Consider the following 851-nt stretch of genomic DNA (forward strand, 5'->3'; position numbering starts at 1 on the left):
ATGAATATGGTGAGCGCCACCTAGAAATCCCCCCCTTCAAGGCCAGCCGCATGCTGGTCAGCAATGCCGAGTATTTCGCGTTCGTGCAGGCAGGGGGTTATGACCAGCAGCAGTGGTGGGATGAGGAAGGTTGGGGCTGGTGCCAGTATGCCAAAGCACGTATGCCCACCTTCTGGGTCGGCGATCCCGCCGAGCCCGAGCAACTGCAACTGCGGCTGATGACGGAGCGGGTGGCCATGCCCTGGGATTGGCCCGCCGAGGTCAATCAGCTGGAAGCCGCCGCCTTCTGTCGCTGGAAAGCGGCCCGGAGCGGACTGCCCATCCAGCTGCCGAGCGAGGGGGAGTGGGCCCTGCTGCGCAATCAGCTGGCGGGGGATCAGCCGGACTGGATCGATGCGCCCGGCAATATCAATCTGGCCCGCTTTGCCTCCCCCTGTGCGGTAGATACCTGTCCACAGGGTGACTTCTTCGATCTGGTAGGCAACGTCTGGCAGTGGACCAGCACCGCCATCGATGGCTTCGACGGCTTTCACATCCACCCGCTCTACGACGACTTCTCCACCCCGACCTTTGATGGCAAACACACTCTCATCAAGGGCGGTAGCTGGATCAGCACAGGCAACGAAGCGCTCAAATCGTCCCGTTATGCCTTTCGCCGCCACTTCTTCCAGCATGCGGGCTTCCGCTATCTGGTCTCACGTTATCAGGAATCCCTCATAGTGAATCCTTACGAAACCGACACGCTCGTAGCACAGTACCTCGACTTCCAGTACGGCCCGCCCCACTTCGGGGTCGCCAACTACGCCAAAACCCTGGCCGATCTTGCCAGTGAGCTGTGCGGCAACCACCAG

Annotated in this window: 1 protein-coding gene; it reads left to right on the forward strand. The window is 61.1% G+C overall.

The window, feature by feature from the left end; all coding sequences use genetic code 11:
* Nucleotides 1-851 (forward strand): SUMF1/EgtB/PvdO family nonheme iron enzyme (locus AAC083_RS23425; protein ID WP_258224812.1); only part of this gene is annotated, 851 nt, incomplete at both ends.

Source organism: Aeromonas sp. HMWF014, from assembly GCF_963878295.1.
Taxonomy (GTDB): domain Bacteria; phylum Pseudomonadota; class Gammaproteobacteria; order Enterobacterales; family Aeromonadaceae; genus Aeromonas; species Aeromonas popoffii.